At 72.4% G+C, this 18,683-nt stretch carries 15 protein-coding genes and 1 tRNA gene; 9 read left to right on the forward strand and 7 right to left on the reverse strand.

Features of this window, described 5'->3' with window-relative positions; translation table 11 throughout:
• Window positions 1–139: 139 nt before the first annotated feature.
• Window positions 140–1,462, reverse strand: coding sequence for a D-arabinono-1,4-lactone oxidase (locus tag ABEB28_RS24580; RefSeq protein WP_345730549.1), 1,323 nt, complete (start codon window positions 1,460–1,462; stop codon window positions 140–142).
• 31 nt (window positions 1,463–1,493) lie between these two features.
• Window positions 1,494–2,705 (reverse strand): amino acid deaminase/aldolase, encoded by a 1,212-nt coding sequence (locus ABEB28_RS24585; protein WP_345730550.1) that lies wholly within the window; start codon window positions 2,703–2,705, stop codon window positions 1,494–1,496.
• Window positions 2,706–3,812: 1,107 nt separating this feature from the next.
• Between ABEB28_RS24585 and ABEB28_RS24590 the strand changes: the two genes are divergently transcribed.
• Window positions 3,813–4,547, forward strand: a complete 735-nt coding sequence (locus ABEB28_RS24590) for a TetR/AcrR family transcriptional regulator (protein ID WP_345730551.1) — start codon at window positions 3,813–3,815, stop codon at window positions 4,545–4,547.
• Window positions 4,548–4,706: 159 nt separating this feature from the next.
• On the opposite strand, the gene ABEB28_RS24595 is transcribed toward ABEB28_RS24590, so the two are convergent.
• Entirely contained in the window at window positions 4,707–5,708 is a 1,002-nt protein-coding gene (locus ABEB28_RS24595) for an MBL fold metallo-hydrolase (RefSeq protein ID WP_345730552.1), read from the reverse strand.
• A 196-nt stretch (window positions 5,709–5,904) separates the two neighbouring features.
• Between ABEB28_RS24595 and ABEB28_RS24600 the strand changes: the two genes are divergently transcribed.
• Window positions 5,905–8,559: a penicillin acylase family protein gene (locus tag ABEB28_RS24600; protein WP_345730553.1), complete on the forward strand. Its 2,655-nt coding sequence runs from the start codon at window positions 5,905–5,907 to the stop codon at window positions 8,557–8,559.
• Window positions 8,560–8,664: 105 nt separating this feature from the next.
• The gene (locus ABEB28_RS24605) at window positions 8,665–8,835 is read left to right on the forward strand and encodes a hypothetical protein (protein WP_345730554.1); all 171 of its coding nucleotides are present in this window, start codon (window positions 8,665–8,667) and stop codon (window positions 8,833–8,835) included.
• Between the two features lie 186 nt (window positions 8,836–9,021).
• Here the strand turns inward: ABEB28_RS24605 and mscL are convergent, their stop codons facing one another.
• From mscL to ABEB28_RS24625, 4 genes are all read right to left on the reverse strand, one after another.
• Window positions 9,022–9,423 carry a large conductance mechanosensitive channel protein MscL gene (gene mscL / locus ABEB28_RS24610; RefSeq protein WP_345730555.1) on the reverse strand — a complete coding sequence of 134 codons (402 nt, stop codon included), beginning with the start codon at window positions 9,421–9,423 and terminating at the stop codon, window positions 9,022–9,024.
• Between the two features lie 146 nt (window positions 9,424–9,569).
• Window positions 9,570–10,280 (reverse strand): hypothetical protein, encoded by a 711-nt coding sequence (locus ABEB28_RS24615; protein ID WP_345730556.1) that lies wholly within the window; start codon window positions 10,278–10,280, stop codon window positions 9,570–9,572.
• A 274-nt stretch (window positions 10,281–10,554) separates the two neighbouring features.
• Window positions 10,555–10,896: an FmdB family zinc ribbon protein gene (locus ABEB28_RS24620; RefSeq protein ID WP_345730557.1), complete on the reverse strand. Its 342-nt coding sequence runs from the start codon at window positions 10,894–10,896 to the stop codon at window positions 10,555–10,557.
• A 104-nt stretch (window positions 10,897–11,000) separates the two neighbouring features.
• Window positions 11,001–11,690, reverse strand: a complete 690-nt coding sequence (locus ABEB28_RS24625; protein ID WP_345730558.1) for a 5-formyltetrahydrofolate cyclo-ligase — start codon at window positions 11,688–11,690, stop codon at window positions 11,001–11,003.
• 91 nt (window positions 11,691–11,781) lie between these two features.
• Between ABEB28_RS24625 and ABEB28_RS24630 the strand changes: the two genes are divergently transcribed.
• From ABEB28_RS24630 to ABEB28_RS24655, 6 genes are all read left to right on the forward strand, one after another.
• Entirely contained in the window at window positions 11,782–13,311 is a 1,530-nt protein-coding gene (locus tag ABEB28_RS24630) for a HAMP domain-containing protein (protein WP_345730559.1), read from the forward strand.
• 60 nt (window positions 13,312–13,371) lie between these two features.
• Window positions 13,372–14,304 (forward strand): UTP--glucose-1-phosphate uridylyltransferase, encoded by a 933-nt coding sequence (locus ABEB28_RS24635; protein ID WP_345730560.1) that lies wholly within the window; start codon window positions 13,372–13,374, stop codon window positions 14,302–14,304.
• Window positions 14,301–15,605 (forward strand): molybdopterin molybdotransferase MoeA, encoded by a 1,305-nt coding sequence (locus ABEB28_RS24640; RefSeq protein WP_345730561.1) that lies wholly within the window; start codon window positions 14,301–14,303, stop codon window positions 15,603–15,605. Before ABEB28_RS24635 ends, ABEB28_RS24640 begins: the two co-directional genes overlap by 4 nt.
• A gap of 91 nt (window positions 15,606–15,696) precedes the next feature.
• Window positions 15,697–16,347, forward strand: coding sequence for a GNAT family N-acetyltransferase (locus tag ABEB28_RS24645; protein WP_345730562.1), 651 nt, complete (start codon window positions 15,697–15,699; stop codon window positions 16,345–16,347).
• Window positions 16,348–16,597: 250 nt separating this feature from the next.
• Window positions 16,598–17,650: a hypothetical protein gene (locus tag ABEB28_RS24650; protein ID WP_345730563.1), complete on the forward strand. Its 1,053-nt coding sequence runs from the start codon at window positions 16,598–16,600 to the stop codon at window positions 17,648–17,650.
• A gap of 83 nt (window positions 17,651–17,733) precedes the next feature.
• Window positions 17,734–17,810, forward strand: a tRNA-Ala gene (locus ABEB28_RS24655).
• Window positions 17,811–18,683: the final 873 nt, after the last annotated feature.

Here is an 18,683-nt window from a genome sequence, read left to right on the forward strand (position 1 = left end):
ACGACGCTGACGGCCGCTCCACCCGACTTGAGTATGGCCAATACGAGGCGTCGAGTGGCGCGGACGCCGGCCCGCGCTCGACGGGCTCCAGGTCAGAACTTTCGGAGGCGGGCGCGGTGAGGACCCTGGCCGGTGGTCGTTATGACCCCAGGATCCGGTCGAGGTGGGGGTTGGTGAAGCGACGCTCCGGATCGACCCGGTTCCGCACCGCGAGGAAGTCGCCGAACTTCGGGTAGCGACCGCTCAGCGCAGCAGCGTCCAGGTAGTGGATCTTGCCCCAGTGCGGGCGGCCGTCCAGGTCGAGCATGATGTCCTGCACCGCCCGGAAATACTCCTCGTGCGGTGTCCGGTGGTACTGGTGCACCGCGATGTAGGCGGAGTCGCGTCCGTGCGCCGTCGAGAGCCACAGATCGTCGGCTGCCGCGACGCGCACCTCCACCGGGAACGAGATCCGCCACCCGCGTCGGTCGATCATCCGCTGGATCGCGGTGATCGCCTCACCGAGCGCCGCTCGCGGCACCGACCACTCCGCCTCGCGGAACCGCACCCGGCGCTGGGTGGTGAACACCTGCGGCGACAGGTCGACGTACTCCCGGGCGCCGAGCGCCCGCGCCGACATCACCGCCAACGGCCGGACCGCAGCCGGGGCGGCCCGCCCGAGTTCGCACGCCCAGGCGAAGACGGTGTTCGAGAGGAACTCGTCGTCCCACCAGGCTCGTCCGCGGGAGAGCGGCTGTCGCTGGGCGTCGCCGGGAAGGCGGGTGTTCTGCTTGTAGAGGGTGCCCGTCGTGTGCGGAAACCAGTAGAACTCGACGTGATCGTGCGCGTCCGCCCGCTCGTCGAACGTGGCGAGCATCTCCGGGAGGGGCACCGGCCGCTCGACCGCATGCAGCAGGAACGCCGGCTCGCACTGCAGCGTGACCGCGGCGATCACCCCGACGGCCCCCAGGCCCAACCGTGCGGCCTCGAACAGCGCCGGCTCTCGGGTCGCATCGCAGTCGACCACCGAGCCGTCGGCGAGCACCAGCGTCAGTCCTCGCACCTGGGTCGCGATACCGCCGAACTTCGCGCCGGTGCCGTGCGTCCCGGTCGAGATCGCGCCGGCGATCGACTGCGAGTCGATGTCGCCGAGGTTGGTCATCGCGAGCCTGTAGGGAGCCAGCAACCGCGGGATGTCGTGCAGCCGGGTCCCGCCGCGCAGCGTCACCAGGCCGCTCGCGGTGTCCGCGCGCACGATCCCGGCCAGCGCGTCCAGGCTGACCTGGACACCGTCGGTCGCCGCGATCGCGGTGAACGAATGTCCGGCCCCGATCGGCTTGACCCGCAAACCGCGCTCCCGCGCGTCCTGCACGGTGGCGGCGAGGTCGTCGACGCTGGCTGGTGTGGCCACGTCGGCCGGCGTCCAGGTCTCGTTGCGGCCCCAGTTGGCACAGCTGGCCGTGGCCGGGGACAGCACCGTCATCGGCAGCTCCGCAGTGTCGTCGAGGTCATGCTCAGAATGCCTTTCCTTCGCCCCGATAGGTGGGAACGACGTCCACGATCCGGTCTCCGTCGACGACGTGCAGCACGTCGACGTGTTCGCACAGCTCACCGGCCTTGGCGTGGCGGAACCAGACGCGGTCGCCGAGCTTCATCTCGTCGGCGGCGTCGCCCTGGAGCGGAGTCTGCACCTCGCCGGCCATCTCGGTCGGCGACATCCGCAAGCCGGGCGGGAAGACCGCGGTCGGCAGGCGGTCCGGGCCGGGCGGCCCGGACGCGATCCAGCCGCCGCCCGCCGCAGTGACCCAGCCGCGCGCCGGTCGCCGGACGACCTGCACCGCGAACATCGCCGCCGGACGGGGCGTGAACGCGCGGTAGGCGTCGAACAGCGTCGGCCCGTAGAGGCCGGAACCCGCCGCGACCTCGGTGACCACCGGGTCGGCCGCGGTCTTCTCGACGCTGCCGGTGCCACCGGCGTTGACGAACCGCAGCGGTCCGGAGCCCACTTGCTGCAGCGAGTGCTGTACCGCGTCGACCACCTTCGCGCGACGCTCCAGCAGCTCGGCCCAGGAACGGCGCTGCATCCAGCGGACCGCCAGCGCGCGCAGGAACCGGCCGGGCGGCGCGTCGCCGACGCCGGCGATCTGCGCCTCGTACGACATCAGCCCCGCGATCCGGAAGCCCGGCCGAAGCGCGACGCGACGAGCCAGCACCGCAGCGTCGGCCGGCGTATGCACCGGTGACCGCCGTACACCGATGTGCATCCGGTCGCCGCCCAGTCTCAGCGAGGAGTCGAGGTCGAGGCAGACCTGGATCTCGGCGCGTTTGCCCGGCGGCGCGATCTGGTCGATCAGGTCGAGTTGGTCGACCGAGTCGATCATCAGCGTCACCCGCTCGGCGAGCCGCTCGGACGCCGCGAGCTGGGCCAACGCGGTCCGGTTCGCGCTCGGGTAGCCGACCACGACGTCGCTGAACGCGCTCGCGCCCTCGCCGCCCGCGAGCCACAGCGCCTCCGGCAGCGTGTAAGCCAGTACGCCGGCGAAGCCGTCCAGCGACAGCGCCTCGATCAGCGCGGTGCGACAACGCAGTGACTTGCTCGCGAGCCGGATCGGTGTACCGGCGGCACGCCGGGTCAGCGCCACCGCGTTCGCCCGGAACGCGGTCCGGTCGAGAACCGCGAACGGCGGCTCGAGGTGAGCGGTGGCGGCCTCCAGCCGGGCGAACACGGCTTCCGGCGCGAGGTGGGTGGGTGAACGCAGCCCGCTGCGGTCCGGCTCGACGTCCGGTTCAGGGTCAGCCGGCCGGTCCGCTGCGCGGAGGCCGAACCAACGGCGACGGCCCGTGCCCTGCTGCCCGGTTCGGTCCTCGTGGCGGACGCTCGACGCGTGGCCGCCGCGCGTCGGTGGGCGGCTTGGCGCGGCCGGGGACGGGCCCGGGGAGGGGGACGGAGTGCGTGCCGGGTGGGCCGGTCGTGGTTCGGTCGGTTCCCCGTGCGGTCCGTGCGGTCGGGGCGTTCGCTGGGGGTGGCGCGGGTCGCCGGGAGGCGCGTCGTCGGCGGGCGGCGCCGGACGGCGCGAGGGGGTGCCGTCGGCGGGGAGCGGTCGGGTGCGCTCGGCAGGCTCGGTGGCGGCTCCGGCCGAGCCGGGGCGCGCGCGGAGCGGTCGGGTCGGGCCGTCGGACGCGACCGGCCGGCTGGAGCGGCGGCGGTCGGCCGGGAGCGGCTGCGTGGGGGCATCCGGTGCGGCGGGTCGAGACCGCGCGGGGTCGGCCGCGAGTGGTTGCGTGGGGGCATCCGGTGCGGCGGGTCGAGACCGCGCGGGGTCGGCCGCGAGCGGTTGCGTGGGGGCGTCCGACGGGAACGGCCGGGACCGCGCGGGGGCGGGGCCAGGTGGCTCGGTCGGAGCGCCGTTCGGCGTGCCGAGGTCGCGGCGCGCCGCGCTCGGGCGTTGCGGGGGAGGAGATGTCGACTGCCCTTCCCCGGTGATTCGCGGAGCCTCGGACGGGGCCGCCGCGCCATCGTCTGTTGCCTCCCGTGCTGCGGGAGACCCCTTGTGACCAGGCGAATCGTCGGCGGGACTGCCGGGCCGTGCCATCCGGCGCCTCCAGTTGTCGTCGCAGGGGTCCGGATCGGGCCGGTGGACAGCCTATGACCGGCCATGCACCTCTGAAGCGACTTCGCAAGAGATACTCAGTCCGTGACCACAGTCCGACAGACGTCGCAGATCCCCGGAAAGCCGTCAAGGGCACTCGGAACCCGCGCGGGAGCCCGGCCGGGGACGAGACGTGGACCCGGTAATGGCCCGGGTCGTGACGGAACGCGGGAGGGTCGAACCGTGCCCGACGCCTGGCTCGCGGAGCACTCCGCGACGGAGCCGCTCCGGCGGCTGCCCAGCCAGCAGCGGAGCCGCCAGCGGGTCGAACGGATTCTCGACGCGGCCGGCGAGCTGGTGGCCGAACGTGGCTACGAGGCCACGACCACGAGCCTCATCGCGCGTCGGGCGCGCGTCTCGCCGGGGTCGTTCTACCAGTTCTTCGCGGACAAGCGAGCCGCGGTCAAGGCGCTCTCGGCGCGGAACCTCGCCGTGTTCGCGGAGCGGTTGGACGCCGCCGTGGTCGAAGCCGACTTCACGCACTGGTACGACGCCGTCGACGTGGCCTTCGACATCTACGTCGATCTGTGCCGGCACCATCCCGGGTTCCGCGCGGTGCGGTTCGGGGACATCGTCGACACCCACCTGCTGGACCCGACGCAGGACAACGACTCGGTGGTGGCCGGTCGGGTCGCGAATCTGCTGTACGCGCGGTTCGGGGTGCTCGACACGCCGGCGCTGCGGCTCGCGCTGCTGACCACGACGAAGGTCGCTGACGCGCTGATCAAGTTCGCGTTCAGCCGCGATCCGCAGGGCGACGAGGAGGTGCTCCTGCAAGGCCGTCGGATGCTCCGGATCCACCTCGAGGGGTACGTCCAGCTCGGTGGCGCCGGAGCCGAGACCGAGCCGGTCGCGCCCGGCGGATCCGTCGACCCGGCGGGCGTCGGTGGGGCGGCCGGGGGCGCCGGCCGCCGGTAGCACCGGGCGGCGTGGTCGAATTCCACGCCGCGACTCGCGCCCTGTGCAGCCTGACCTGCGCGGGTTGACGCCGAATCCGCCTCCACGGGGCCGGTGGAGGCGGATTCGGCGTGAATCGGCGTCGAGGCCCGCCTCGGGGTGGGGAGGCGGTGCCTCTGGTCAGCGGGGCAGGGCGCGGGACTCGCCGATGGCCAGGTCCCAGAGATCTTCGCGGCGACGACCGGCCGCCGCCCACGCGCGCTGGGCTCGCTCGCGGGGCTCGGTGAGCGGCTCGCCGGTGAGTACGAACGTTCCCCAGTGCATCGTTGCCATGCGGGCCGCACCCAGGTCCCCGCAGGCCTGCACGGCCTCCTCCGGGTCGAGATGCACGGTCTGCATGAACCAGCGCGGGTGGTAGGCCCCGACCGGCAGCAGCGCCACGTCGATGCCCGGGTAGCGGCTCCTGATCTCACCGAACCAGTGCCCGGAGCCGGTGTCGCCGGCGAAGTAGATCCGCTGCCCGTTGTCGTCGGTCAGCACCCACCCGCCCCAGAGCGTCTTGCAGGTGTCGGTGAGCGACCGCCGACTCCAGTGATGTGAGGGCACGAAGTCGAAGGTGACCCCGGCCAGCGTCGTCGACTCCCACCAGTCGAACTCGCTGACCGCGGTGAATCCCCGCCGGGTGAACCACTCGCCCAGCGCGGCCGGCACGAACACCGGAGTGTCCCGCGGCAACCGGCGGATCGTCGGTGCGTCCAGGTGGTCGTAGTGGTTGTGGCTGATCAACACCGCGTCGATCGGCGGGAGCTCGGCCCAGGCGATGCCGGGCGGCGTCACACGGCGGCTCACGCCGGGCATCGCGTCCGACCAGATCGGGTCGGTGAGCACGGTGAGCCCGCCCATCTGGAGCGCGAACGTGGCGTGCCCGACCCAGGTGACGACGGTCTGGTCCTGACCGGTGGCCCGGAGCAGGCCGGACCGGTCGATCGGGATGCGCACCGCGTCCGTGCGGTCGACCCGTGGCCGGCCGCGGCGGAGTAGCTGCCACTGCTCCCTTGGGCCGGGAAGCGGGCTGGTCAGTCGGTCGGCGAACGACTCCGGCCAGATCCGCTCGCCGCGCCGGCGGCGATCGGCGTTCAACCGGGTACGACGGGCCCGGGCGAGCCGGTCGGCGTCCAACATGGGCCACCTCTCTTCGCGAGCGCTCCGGATGACGCCGGAGCGCGCGCCGGCGACGCTGTCGGCGCTGAGCTCCTGAGTACTTCCAGGCTAACCAGGCCCGGCGAGTCCTCTGCCGTTGTCCACAGCCCGGCTCGTTGTTCACAGGACCCGATCGCGCTGACGACTCCGTCGGAGGGAGGCCTTAAGGTCGCCGGTTGTGAACGCGGTAAGGGTTCTGCGGCGGATCGGTCTGTCCCTCCTCGTCGTGCTGGTCGTCCTGGCCTGCGTCGCGGGGACGACCGTCTACTTCACGATCCGCGCATCCCTGCCCGACTACACCGGCACCGTGCGGGTACCGGGCCTCGATTCGTCCGTCCAGGTCTACCGCGACGCGCAGGGCATCCCGCAGGTCTACGCGGACAACGCCGACGACCTCTTCCGGGCCGAGGGCTACCTGCACGCGGTCGACCGGTTCTGGGAGATGGACTTCCGGCGGCACGTCACCTCCGGCCGGCTCGCCGAGCTGTTCGGGCCGTCCCAGGTCGCGACCGACCGGTACATCCGGACGATGGGGTGGCGGCGGGTCGCCGAGCAGGAGCTGCCGCTGCTCTCCGCCGACGCCCGGCGCTGGCTCCAGTCGTACGCCGACGGTGTCAACGCCTGGATCGACGAGCACTCCGGGAGCTCGGCGGGGCTCGAGTACGCCGTGCTGAAGCTGCAGAACTCGGGCTACGAGATCGAGCCCTGGACGCCGGTCGACAGCCTCTCCTGGCTGAAGGCGATGGCGTGGGACCTCCGGAGCAACATGGGCGACGAGCTGGAGCGGGCGCAGCTGCTCGCGTCCGGGTTCGATTGGCAACAGATCAACCAGCTTTTCCCGCAGTACCCGTACGCGGAGCACCCGCCGATCCTGCCCTCCGGCGCGGTGGTGGACGGCACCTTCCAGCCGGGCGCGACCGTGCGCCCGGAAGGTGCTCGGTCGACGTCGAACCCGGCGGCGGCGCGTACCACGGGCGGCGGTGGCGGCGGACCGGAGACCGCCGACCAGGTCGCCGTCCGCGCTGCGCTCACCGGGATGGGCAGTCGGCTCGGCACCCTCGGAACGGCCCTCGACCGGCTGCCCGAGCTGCTGGGGACGAACGGGGACGGGATCGGCTCGAACTCCTGGGTCGTCGGCGGCGGCCGGACGACGACCGGGAAACCGCTGCTGGCCAACGATCCGCACCTGGGCCCGGTCATGCCGTCGATCTGGTACCAGGTGGGCTTGCACTGCACGACGGTCAGCGCCGCCTGCCCGTTCGACGTCACCGGCTTCGGCTTCTCCGGCATGCCCGGCGTGGTGATCGGCCACAACTCGAAGGTCGCCTGGGGCTTCACGAACCTGGGGCCCGACGTCGCCGACCTCTTCCTGGAGCGGGTGCGGGGCGACAAGTACGAGCGGGACGGCGAGATGGTGCCGCTGGTCCGGCGCACCGAGCGGATCAAGGTCGCCGGCGGGGACGACGTCACGCTGACCGTCCGGAGCACGATCCACGGGCCACTCCTGTCGGAGGAGGACGCCGACCTCCGGGAGATCGGCGCGACACCGGGGGTCGACCAGGCAGGGGTGCCGACGCAGGAGGCCCGCCCGGCGGATCCGGCCTACGCGGTCGCGCTGAGCTGGACGGCACTGCAGCCGGGCCGCACCGCGGACGCGCTGTTCGCCCTCAACCGAGCGGGAAACTTCGCCGAGTTCCGCGCTGCTGCCGCGCTGTTCGCCGCACCGGCGCAGAACATGATCTACGCGGACGTCGAGGGCAACATCGGCTACCAGGCGCCGGGAACGATTCCGGTGCGCGGCAGCGGCGACGGGCTCTATCCGGCGCCGGGCTGGAACCCCAGTTACGACTGGACGGGCGCGGTGCCGTTCGCGCAGATGCCGTACGCGTACAACCCGCCCGCCGGGTACGTCGTCACGGCGAACCAGGCACCGGTGCGCGAAGGCGCCGGTCCGATGCTCGGGTACGACTGGGATTACGGCTACCGCAGCGCCCGCATCGATGCGCTGCTGCAGGCGGACTTCGCGGCGGGCAAGGTCGACACCGACGACCTGAGCGCGATCCAGCTCGACGCCTGGAGCGGGCTGGCGCCGGAGCTGGTCCCAGCGCTGACCCAGGTGAAACTCGCCGGAGACGTCCCGCCACGGATGCAGCGGGCACGTGAGCTGCTCACCCGGTGGGATTACCACCAGTCGGAGAGCTCGGCCGCGGCGGCGTACTTCAACGCGGTCTGGCGGCACCTCCTCCTGCGCACGTTCGACGAGCTGCCCGACGATCAGCCGCCGGACGGCGGCAGCCGCTGGTTCGAGGTCGTCACCGGCCTCCTGCGAACTCCGGATTCACCGTGGTGGGACGAGCGAGGCACCGGCCCGGTCGAGCGACGCGACGACGTCCTCCGCGCGGCGCTGCGGGACGCGTCGGACGAGCTGACCGAGCGGCTCGGCGACGACCCGTCCGACTGGCGCTGGGGCGACCTGCACACGCTGACGATTCGGAACCAGTCGCTGGGGGAGTCGGGCATCGGAATGGTCGAGGCGTTGTTCAACCGGGGGCCCTACCCGGTGGCCGGCGGGAGCAGCCTGGTCAACGCGACGGGGTGGGATCTGGCCGAGGGATACGAGGTGACGTGGGTGCCGTCGATGCGGATGGTGGTCGACCTGGCCGACCTCGACCGGTCACGGTGGGTGAACTTGACCGGCGAGTCCGGCCACGCGTTCTCCGATCACTACACCGACCAGGTTGAACTGTGGCGGAACGGCGGAACAACGGCCATGCGATGGCGGCCGGAAACGATCCGCCGGGAGGCTCGGTATGCCCAGAAACTGGTGCCGTGAGCGGGATCCGGCTTCGCGACGCGCCGCGTAGGGTTGTCGACGGCCACACCGCGCCGCGACCCGTGGCGCGCAGGCCGGAACAAGCACGAAGGGGGAACGACGAGCATGGCGTCGGACGACGAGCGTGAGGTCCCGATGATCGACGACACCGACATCGTCGTTCTTCCCGACCAGACCGCTGACGACATCGACACCGACTGGCGGGACCGGGAAGCAGCGTCGCGCAAGCTGCGGGACCTGGAGCTTCTGGAGAACCGCCCCCCGCACTGGGACTGAGCGGCCCGCCCTCGAGGGAGGACCCCCGAGAGCGAGCCCGGCAGACGAGTGCGCCTCCCCGCGGGGGCACGGCGAGGGCCGCGGCGGTGGCGCGCACGGATCCAATCGCGTGCGCGCTCCATAGCCCCGCTCGTCCTCGGTGGGCTTGCACGCCCCAGCGTCGGCTGAGCATGCGCCCGGCATCGATCAGAAGCGGCGGTTGCTGCTGCTACTGCTCTCCCGCAGGGCGTCGCGGATCTCGGTGAGGAGGACGACCTCCTCGCTCGGGGCGGCGGGCTCCGGCTCCTGGCCACGGCGACGCAGCTCGTTGAGGCGGTTCATCGGCGCGACCACGACGAAGTACAGCGCCGCGGCGGTCAGCGCGAACACGATCAGCGCGGTGATGAACGCGCCGTAGTCGAACTCCACCTTCCGGATCTCGAACGTCCCGCCCACCTTCTCGCCGCCGGTGAGCACCTGGATGAGGGGCTTCAGGAACGAGTTGCCGAACTGGGTGACCAGGCCGGTGAACGCGGCGCCGATGACCACACCAACGGCCAGGTCGACGACGTTGCCGCGGCGGATGAATTCGCGGAATCCCTTGAGCATCGCGCTGTCCTCTTGCTTTCCGTACGGAGGGGGTTATGGCGCCGTGCCGAGACGCGGCATCACCTCCGCACCGCCGGACGACCCCAGTGCTGTGTGCCTCGTCGGGACCGGTTCGAAGCATCGAAGTGGCACCACGATCGCAGCCGTCAGCCGGGGGACCGCACTGTAACGGAGACCTGGGCGTCCGGACCGATCGCCGCCAGGACTGTGGCCTGGGCCGGGGACACCGCGAGGTAGAGGACGCCGTCCGGCCCAGCGGCGGTGCCGACGCTGCGCAGCACCGGCAAGTCGGCCGCGACGACGTGCGCGGTGCCACCCTCCGCGCGGACCAGGACGTCGACCCGCTCGCCCGGGTGGACGACCGCCAGCACGGCCGGGTCGGTCAGCCGTAACGGGAAGCCCACGGTTCCGGGCGGCGGCGCCACCCCGCGCGGATCGCCCCCGGACGCCTCCGGCCCGTCGGCGCTCGCCGGTCCCCACTCACCGGCCCCCGCCGGTTCGGACTCACCGGCCCCCGCCGGTACCGACTCGCCGGCCCCCGCCGGTACCGACTCGCCGGCTCCCGTCGACGCCGACCCGCTGCCCGCGGACGGCCCGATGCCCTCCCGGCCCGGTGGCCCGGCGCCCTCCTGCCCTGGCGGCGCGGTGCCCTCCCGCCCTGGCGGCGCCGGTGCGGACCCGACCGACGTCGGAGCGCCCGGATTCGCCTGCTGCCGGACGTCCGAATCGTGGTTGTAGGCGAGGATGACCGCTGCGGTCACCACCAGCGCGCCCGCGCACGCCGCGCGGACCCGGCCGGGCCAGCCACCGCGCGGCAGCCAGACCCGCGGGGCCGCCAACCGCTCCGTGCGCCGCACGCCGCCTCCTCCACCTGCCCGCGAGGCCACCTGGCCCGACGAAGGCCCCTGGCCCGACGAAGGGCCCCCAGCCCGACGAAGGGCCCCAGCCCGACGAAGGGGCCACGGCCCACGAAAGGCCGGCCACGAAAGCCGGCCTGCGAGGCGACGGTAGGCGCGGACCCGGCTCTCAGGGGCCGCCACGAGCCCGGCTGTGGACGACCGGGCGGCCGGTGGAGAAACGCGTCCAGCCGGCCCTCACCTGGTAAGGACCGGCTGGATGCGGAGAAGTGCGCTAGACCGCGGCCTTCGACGCGGTGCCAGAGGAGGACGAGCCAGACGACGAGCCCGACGACGAGGAGCCTGAGGAGGAGCTCGACGACGAACTGGTCGACGCGCTGTCGGACTTCGTCGAGCTCGAGTCCGAGGAGCTCTTCGCCGGCTCCGAGCTGGTCGAGCCCGAGCGGGAGTCGGTGCGGTAGAAGCCCGAGCCCTTGAACACCACACCCACCGACGAGAACAGCTTGCGCAGCGAGCCCTCGCAGTTCGGGCAGACGGTCAGCGGAGCGTCGGTGAACGACTGAACCGCGTCGAGCCGGTGGCCGCAGGCCGTGCACTGGTATTGGTAGGTCGGCACGGCCGCCTCCTCCACTGGAACTTCGGTTGGCACTCAGATCGAACGAGTGCTAAGTGTGCGGTATTCCGGCTCTTCGCGCCAGCGGATCGGGGTTGTCGATCTGCTCACAGACGGTGCCGACGGGACGAATCCGTCCCCACGGCGATCCACCCGACGCTCGGCGTGACCACGTGGGTGACCGGCCGGTCGTGCGGTTCGATGGGCACGGAGTCCAGCACCTCGTCGTCGTAGACCAGTGCGACCAGCGGAATCTGCGGGCCGACCCGAGCCAGCGCGCGGTCGTAACACCCGGCGCCGCGGCCGAGGCGTGAGCCGTCCCGGCCGACCGCCAGCGCGGGAACCACCACCAGGTCGACCACCCGCACCGCGTCGACACCCAGCGCCGTCTCCGGGTCGGGTTCCCACAGGTCGTGCGGGCCGCGTACCAGCGCTTCCGGGCCCTCGTACGGTGCCCAGTCCAGGTCACGGTCCGGCCGCATCAGCGGCAGCAGGACACCGATCCCCGCCTCGCGGAGCGCGTCCGGCAGACCGACCCGGGGCGCCCCCGACAGCATGGGCGGCCCCGGGACGACGCCCGGCTCGGAACCCACCGGCAGGTACGCCGCTACCGACCACACCCCGCGCTCGTTGAGACCGGCGAGGAGGTGGGCCACCAGCCGCCGGCTCTCGACCGCTACCTCGGCCGGGGAGAGGGCACCGAACCGCCGCGCCCGGGCGTCCCGCCGCGCGACGCGCAGGGACGCCTTGGCCGCGCGGGGGAGGTCTCCGCTCGCGTAGGCGTCCGTCGCGCTCATGCGGTGGCTCCGGTCGGGCGGTCAGGACCAGGACGGTCGAGGGCGGTCAGGACCAGGACGGTCGAGGGCGGTCAGGACCAGGAAGGCAAGCATGACCCTACGCAGACGTCTGGCCGCAGCGTTGCTGGTGGTCGTTCTGGGGCCGCTGGTGCTCGGCGCGGTCGCGGTCGGAGTCACCGCGACCCGCCTCGCCGAGGAGCGCGCCACCGAGCGGTTGGGCGCCGCGGCGATCGTCGTCGACACCGCTCTGACCACGGTCTGCCAGCGGGCGCGCGCGGCCGCTGAGGCACTGGCCGCGGCCACCGCCCACGGTGACCGTCCGGCAGCGGCGGCCGCGTTCGTGGTCGCTCGCGGGCTCGCCGAGGCCGCGCGGGTGGAGAACGCGTCCGGAACCGTTGTGGGCACGGCCGGGACCGCGGGTGGCCGCTGGGGCGACTGCACCCGCGGCCGACTGCCGGAGACCGGGCGCGGCACGCCCGCGATGGTGTCCGCGAGCATCGACCTGCACGATGCGGACGGGCGGCCGGCCGGATGGGTCCGCGCGGCGCTCACGGTGACGGCCGACGAGCTCGACGCGCTGGTCGGGGTACCCGACGTGGACGTGGTGGCGCTGATCGGAGGGTCGGCAGCGGCCGAGGACCAGCGACCGGACGTGCGAGCCGCGACCTCCCGGCAGCGGATCCTGGAACCTGCTCCCGGACGCCCCGTGCGGGCGGTGCTGAGCACCCCGGCGCCGGATACCACGGCGCTGTACGGGGCGCTGACGCTCGTCGTCCTCACCGCTGCGGGCGCCGCGCTGGTCGTCGCCAGTCTGCTGGCCCGGGCGCTCACCACGCCGCTGCAGGAGGTCGCCACCGCGGCCCAGTTGGTGGCCGACGGCGACCTGGCGACCCGCCTGCCGGTCCGCGCTCTCGACGAGATCGGACAGCTGGCCGCGACCTTCAACCGCATGACCCGCAGCATGCAGTCGTACGTGGCGGCACTGACCGCCGGCCGTGACCAGCTGCGCCGGACGCTGGCCCTGCTGGGCGACACGATGTCGAGCACGAACGACGTCGACCGGATCCTCGAGGTGGTGCTGGAGAGCGTGCTGGCGACGACCGCCGCGGAGGGCGGGGTCGTGCTGCTGGCCGACGAGTCCGACCTGGTCGGACGAGCAGCCCTGGGGCGGGGCATCAATCCGGAGGCGATCCGGCTGCGGATCGGCGAGGGCCTGCTCGGGGGCGTCGCCGCGACGACCGAGGCGCGGCACGGGCGGGTGGGTGGCGACATCGAACTGTCCGCCCGCGAGCCCGAGTGCCGGACGTTCATCGCGGTACCGATCGTCGGGCCGCCGCATCCGCCCGCGATGCCCGGCGGGCGCCTGCTGGGCGTGCTGGCGCTCTACGACCGGCTCGGCGGGGACGACTTCGACGACGGGGACCTGCTGACCGTCCGATCGTTCGCGGGGCAGGCTGCGGTGGCCCTGGAGAACGCGCTGCTGCACCGCGCCACTGAACTGTCGGTGCCGCACCGTGCGGTGCGGACGGCGGGACGAGCGCTCCGGGCCGCGCCGCAACCGCCGCAACCGAATCCGTGGCAGATCCCGCGCATGGTTACCAGCAGATCGTCCCGGGGTTAACCACTGCCGACACCTGTGGGCGGCGCACACGCGCCCAGATTTGTTGGCTAGTCTCCCGACATGGTCGAGACTTCCGCTGCCGCCAAGCCCCGCACCACGCGTAAAGCCGTCATCCCCGCCGCTGGCCTGGGGACCCGGTTCCTTCCGGCGACCAAGGCCGTGCCGAAGGAGCTGCTGCCGGTCGTCGACAAACCTGCGCTGGAGTACATCGTCGAGGAGTCGGCCGCCGCCGGGCTCGACGACGTCCTCCTCGTCACCGGCCGGGGCAAGAGCGCGATGGTCGACCACTTCGACCGGCGTCCCGACCTGGAGAAGTCGCTGGAGGCCAAGGGCGACACCGTCAAGCTCGACGCCGTTCGCAGGTCCTCGGAGCTGGCCGCGATCAACACCTGCCGCCAGGGCGAGCCGAAGGGCCTCGGCCATGCCGTGCTCTGCGGCGCGTCGCACGTCGGCAACGAGCCGTTCGCGGTGATGCTCGGCGACGACCTGATCGACGAGCGCGACCCGATCCTGCCGGCGATGCTCGACGTCCAGGCCCGGCACGGTGGCATCGTGCTCGCGCTGCTGGAGGTGCCGCGTGAGCACATCAAGCGCTACGGCATCGTCGCGGTCGAGCAGACCGGCGAGTCCGGCGAAGGCGCGCATCTCGGCGAGATCGTCAAGGTCAGCGCGATGGTCGAGAAGCCCGACCCGGACGAGGCGCCGAGCAACCTCGCGATCATCGGCCGGTACGTGCTGCCCCCGGAGATCTTCGACGCGATCCGCGAGACGAAGCCTGGCGCGGGCGGCGAGATCCAGCTGACCGACGCGATGGCCGCGCTGCTGGCTGACGGCACGCCCGTGCACGGCGTCGTGTTCAAGGGCCGCCGCTACGACACCGGCGACCGCGGTGACTACCTCAAGGCCGTCGTCCAGCTCGCGGTCGCGCGCGAGGACCTCGGCCCGGCGTTCCGCGAATGGCTGGTCGACTACGTGAAGACCGAACTGACGTGACCGGGGCGGGGGGGCTGCTCGGGGTACGACCGGAACTGCTGGGGGCGGCGGTTCAGCGGTTCGTGGACACGGCGCTGGCCGATCTGGAGCAACTGCGGCCGCTGCCGATGGCGCTGCTGGAGTCGCTCGGCGTCCTGCTGGCCGAGGACGTCGTCGCGCCGGGGCCAGTGCCGGCGTTCGACGTCGCCGCGGTCGACGGCTACGCCGTCCGGTCGCACGACACGTTGGGCGACGCGCAGTGGGCCGATGATCCGTCCAAACACCAGCCGGACGTCCGGCTGCACGTCATCGGTGACCTGACCGCGGCGTCCTGGGAGCCGGCGACCGTGTCGGCCGGTGCCAGCTACACCGTCACGGTCGGAACGCCGCTTCCGGTCGGTGCGGACGCGGTCGTGCCCGGTGAGGCCACCGACGGCGGGCTCGCCAACGTGCGGATCGCGCGGGTGCCGCAACCCGGCGACGGCATCCGGCGGCGGGGCAGCACGGTCCAGGCCGGGACGGTGCTGGCGCCGGCCGGTACCCGGGTCACGGCGGCGACGATCGCGTTGCTGGCGTCCGCCGGAGTCGAGTCGGTGCTGGTGTCGCCGCCGCCGCGAGTCCTGGTGGCGGCCACCGGCGACGAACTCGTCGATCCGTCGCGTCCCGGTGCGGGCGCGTCGGTTCCCGGTCGGGTGGTCGACGTGGACTCGCTCGGCCTGGCCGCGGCCGCGCGGGAGGCCGGCGCGCACGCCCACCGGGTCGGGATCGTCCCGGACGAGGACGAAGCGCTCCGGCTACTGGTGGAAGACCACGCCCACCGCGCGGATCTGCTGGTGACGACCGGCGGCACGGGCGGTGGTCACACCGATGTCCTGCGTCGACTGTTCGGGCTGGACGACGTCGTGCACTTCGAGACGCTGCCGCTGGAACCGCCGCTGGTCGTCGGCTACGGGCGGGTCGGGCCGTCCCGAATGCCCGTGCTGTGTCTGCCGGGCGATCCGGCGGGGGCCCTGCTCGGGTTCGAGCTCGTGCTGCGGCCGATGCTGCGACGCTTGGCCGGCGCGACGACGCTCTACCGGGCTTCGGTGCTGGCGGAGTTGACGTCGCCGCTGACTTCTCGGCCGGGAGTACGCGAGTTCCGGCCCGCTCGGGTCGTCCGGAGCGCCGAGCGCGGGTACACCGCCACACCGCTGCCGGGCGGTGAGGCATTTCTCACCGGCTTCGCGACGGCCAACGCATTGCTGGCCGTCCCGGAGGCAGCGTCCGACGTCCCGACCGGAGCGGAACTGCCGGTGCTACTGCTGGAGGGTGGGCCGGAGTGAACTTCGGCTGAAAGGATCGTCCGACCGCCCGTGCGCTGGAGCGCCCGAGCTGTCTAAGCTTCCGGCACCAGTTACCGCCGCGAGGACGCCGATGACCGCACTGCCCGGCTGGCCGGCCACTCTGGCGGAGGGCCCGGTAGGCCTCCGCCCCCACCGGATCCGTGATGCCCGCGCCTGGTCCGACGTCAGACTCGCGAACGAGGAGTGGCTGGCGCGCTGGGAGCCGACCTCGATGCGGCCCTGGGCGGATCGGCACCGGGTCAGCGACTACTATGAGCTGTACCGCTCGCTGCGGCGCGGGGTGCGGCTCGGCCAGATCATGCCGTTCGTGGTCACGTACGAGGACCAGTTCGTCGGACAGCTGACGCTCGGCAACATCGTGCGGGGCGCGTTCTGCTCGGCGTACGCCGGTTACTGGGTGGACGGTCGGCTCGCCGGTCACGGGATCATCCCGACCGCGCTCGCGATGGCGGTGGACTTCTCGTTCGCGCACGCCGCGCTGCATCGGATCGAGGTCAACATCCGGCCGGAGAACACGTCCAGCCGCCGGGTGGTGGAGAAGCTCGGGTTCCGCCAGGAAGGCTTCCACCCGAGGTATCTGCACATCGACGGCGGTTGGCGCGACCACGTCGGGTACGCGCTCACGGTCGAGGACGTCGCGCCGGCCGGATTGCTCGCGCGGTGGCGAGCGGCGCGCTCCGACCGTCCCACGGGTGCGGATTCCGAGCAGTCGTCCCGCTGACTTTTCACGGCGCGACTGGGTGGCGGCGTCCCGAGCGGGCGGGACAGAAGTCCCGCTCAGACGCCCGAAACACCGATGGCGACCTCCTCCGGGAGACGGTTCCGTGGGCAGTCGTGACCAACGGAGCGCTTCCGCGTTGCTCAGGTCGGTATGCAGACACGCCCATTGAGTTCCGCAATGTCCTGGACTACCCCTCGTAGCCTCGAACTACGAACGTGTAATTCGACCCGAACACGGGGAGGGAGGGTCTATGCCGTCGTCTGTCCTGCTCGCGCTGGTTGTCGCTGCCGGGGTGCTGATCCTGATGCCGGCCCTGGCCCACCGCTACGACACCGCGCTGCGAGGTCAGGCGGAGCTGCGTGCTTCGTCGATGCGGGTGCTCCCCCGAGAGCGGCGGCGGCGGACCGTGCCGTCCCGTGGGCCGGTGCGTCCGCCGACATCGCTCATCGTGCCCGCGGCCGTGCGGACGGCTCAGGGCATCTCGACCGGTGGGCGTGATCTCACCGCCGTGCGGGCGTCGCTGGTGCGCGAGGTCCTGCAGGAGGAGGCCGCCGGGCCGCGCGCCCGGGTGCGGGTCCGTCGCCCGGCCAACGCCGACCGGCCGACCAGCGCGATCCCGGTCAGCGCCGCTCCGGTCAGTGCTCCGGTCATGAATCGGCCGGTGAGCGTCGCGCCGGTGTCGCGGACCTCGCCGACCGTCGTCCCGGCGGCGGCGGTCCGACGTGCCGCGGATCTCCAGCGGGCCCGTCGGCGCCGTCTGGTGCTGCTGCTGGCTCTGCTGGTGGCCGGTCAGGCGATCGCCGGGTTCTTCTTCGGGCCGACGTTCTGGCTCGGTGCGGTGGTCTCCGGACTGGCGGCCGTGGGTCTGCTCGCACGGCTGCGGGCGGTGGCCACGCGGCGTCGGCGTCGGGAGGCCCAGGAGCGGCACGCCCAGGTGCTGGTGACCCGTGCGCGGCAGCACCGGGCCGAGGCGTTCGTCCGGCGTGCGCTGCGCCAGGTACCGGCCGGGGTCGAGCGCGAGGCGTGGCTGGGCCCGGAGGCGGTGCGTCAGGCCGCCAACTGGCTCGCCCTGCCGCGGTCCGAGCGCGAGCGGCCGGCGCGGGACGCCGTCCGGGTGCTCGCCGCCGCCGGACGCGAGGTGTACCTGGCCGCCGACGGCTCGTGGGCGGTCCGCCAGGTCGCGCGGCCGGGCGTCGGTACTACCTCGCCGGCGGCGCGGCGTGACGCGGCCCGCCGGGAGGCAGTCGCTCGTCGTCAGACCCGGACCGCCGACACGTCTCTGCCGCGCGTCGTCAACGGCTGACGACGGCGTCCGTCGACCGCCTAGGCCCCGGAGGTGGGCATGCAAATCCACCTCCGGGAGCCTGGTAAGGTAATTCCGGGCTTGGGGCTGTAGCGCAGTCCGGTAGCGCACCTCGTTCGCATCGAGGGGGTCAGGGGTTCGAATCCCCTCAGCTCCACCAAGTCTTCGCAGGTCAGAGGCCGGTTCTCTCTTCGGAGGGGATCGGCCTTTTGGCTGTTTGACCGTCATTTGACCGTGGACGGAGACGCCGCGACCGGCAGCGGATGGCATGAATGTGACCCAAGCGATACCGGCGATGCGCTCCACACGCGAGGGAAAGCCAGTCGTGACCTCGACGTGGCCATTGACGCCGCCCAGCAAGCTCGTGCTTTGGGAGCGAGGGCCGTGGGTTCAAATCCCGCCACCCCGACAGTGTTTTGGCTGTTCAGGCGCACCTCGTCGATAGATGACGGGGAGCACTGTGCCGCCGGTGTGGGCGGACGCGGATGGACCCGCGTGGTGGGAATGGCCACGGTTCAACACGCCTCGGCTGTACTGGCGCCACGGCCTGGCAGTCCGTTTCGCCCGTGGCGTCGCGTTGGGCTAACTGAGAACTCGGCGGCGTCGGTCTCCCAGAGGGTCCTGCAGCGGAGACCGCGCGGGCAGTCGGCTGTATTGCCCGCGCGGCCTTTGTGCTGTTCTCAGTCGGGACGGCATAGAGACGCTGCTGGCCCTCTGGGGTCGTTATCGTCGTGCCTGCCCCTCATCACTGCGACGACTCGGCGCGCCGGTCCGGGCGCAGGTCGTCCTCAATGACCCGAGCGAGGCGGCCTTGGTCTGCGGCCGGTATCTGGTCGATGTCAAGGTCTACGCCGGTACCACGCGGGAAGGCGCAACAAGTGGCTCGAACAGCTCCTGCGGTACGTCTCCACCGACTACGACGACCGACATGGATTCGATCGCGTGACGGTCTACTCCGGCTGACAGACGGTCCTCCTAGAGGAGCCGCTAGAGACACTGCTATCCGAGGTGACTGGCCTTGACCCGTTTCGGC

Origin of the sequence: Cryptosporangium minutisporangium (assembly GCF_039536245.1) — a bacterium.
GTDB classification, from domain to species: Bacteria; Actinomycetota; Actinomycetes; order Mycobacteriales; family Cryptosporangiaceae; genus Cryptosporangium; species Cryptosporangium minutisporangium.

Excerpts from the sequence above, each read along its gene's own strand:
- ABEB28_RS24630 (WP_345730559.1), top strand. The coding sequence starts at position 11,782 with ATGACCCTACGCAGACGTCTGGCCGCAGCGTTGCTGGTGGTCGTTCTG.
- ABEB28_RS24605 (WP_345730554.1), top strand. The coding sequence starts at position 8,665 with ATGGCGTCGGACGACGAGCGTGAGGTCCCGATGATCGACGACACCGAC.
- ABEB28_RS24595 (WP_345730552.1), bottom strand. The coding sequence starts at position 5,708 with ATGTTGGACGCCGACCGGCTCGCCCGGGCCCGTCGTACCCGGTTGAAC.
- ABEB28_RS24580 (WP_345730549.1), bottom strand. The coding sequence starts at position 1,462 with ATGACGGTGCTGTCCCCGGCCACGGCCAGCTGTGCCAACTGGGGCCGC.
- ABEB28_RS24645 (WP_345730562.1), top strand. The coding sequence starts at position 15,697 with ATGACCGCACTGCCCGGCTGGCCGGCCACTCTGGCGGAGGGCCCGGTA.
- ABEB28_RS24625 (WP_345730558.1), bottom strand. The coding sequence starts at position 11,690 with ATGAGCGCGACGGACGCCTACGCGAGCGGAGACCTCCCCCGCGCGGCC.
- ABEB28_RS24650 (WP_345730563.1), top strand. The coding sequence starts at position 16,598 with ATGCCGTCGTCTGTCCTGCTCGCGCTGGTTGTCGCTGCCGGGGTGCTG.
- mscL (WP_345730555.1), bottom strand. The coding sequence starts at position 9,423 with ATGCTCAAGGGATTCCGCGAATTCATCCGCCGCGGCAACGTCGTCGAC.
- ABEB28_RS24635 (WP_345730560.1), top strand. The coding sequence starts at position 13,372 with ATGGTCGAGACTTCCGCTGCCGCCAAGCCCCGCACCACGCGTAAAGCC.